Raw genomic sequence first — 627 nt, 5'->3', positions numbered from 1 at the left:
CTTCGGTGTCGGCTGGGGGCTCTCGGGGATCTGCCCCGGCGCGGCCTACGCCAGCCTCGGGATCGGCAACGTCACCATCCTCTGGGCAATCGTCGGCATGTTCGCCGGCGCTTACCTACAGGGAGTCTGGCGCAGCAAACGCACCGCGGCCGAGGCCACCCCGGCGGGAGCCGACTAACGCCGTTCGAATTTCGTGTCTCGAGAACTGAGACGGAAGATTTTCGCGCACTGATGGAACCCACAACGATACTCCTGTTCGCAGCGGCCGCGGTCGCGAGCCTCTTCATGGCGTGGGTCATCGGCGCCGGCTCGAGCGGCGCGACCCCGTTCGCCCCGGCTGTCGGTGCGAACGCTATTTCCACAATGCGTGCGGCGTTTTTCGTCGGCATTCTCGGCTTCGCTGGCGCGGTGACACAGGGCGGAAGTGTCTCCGAAGCCGTCGGCAGCGGCCTCGTCGACGGAATCAGCCTCCCTGTCGGCGGCGATCCGGCCTGGGGGAAGTACGCCGAAATCGGCGCGGTCTGGGTCCTCACGCCGTTCGTCGGCGGGGGCATCGCATATGGTATCGCGAGTGTTCTTCCGCGACCGGACGTTCCCGAGGACGTCAGCGTTCCGCTCCTCGCCGGA

1 protein-coding gene and 1 pseudogene are annotated in these 627 nt (G+C 67.0%); both read left to right on the top strand.

Translation table 11 applies throughout. The features are described 5' to 3' along the window. A partial coding sequence (locus tag PGX04_RS29695; protein WP_337959498.1) for a DUF6691 family protein occupies positions 1–178 on the top strand: 178 nt, incomplete at its 5' end. 53 nt (positions 179–231) lie between these two features. Further along, positions 232–627: pseudogene (locus tag PGX04_RS29690) on the top strand (inorganic phosphate transporter); the annotation flags it as partial.

The sequence above is a fragment of the Natrinema soli genome (assembly GCF_028618695.1).
The sequence above is the reverse complement of the archived record's forward strand: the minus strand, read 5'-3'. Positions and strand labels throughout refer to the sequence as shown.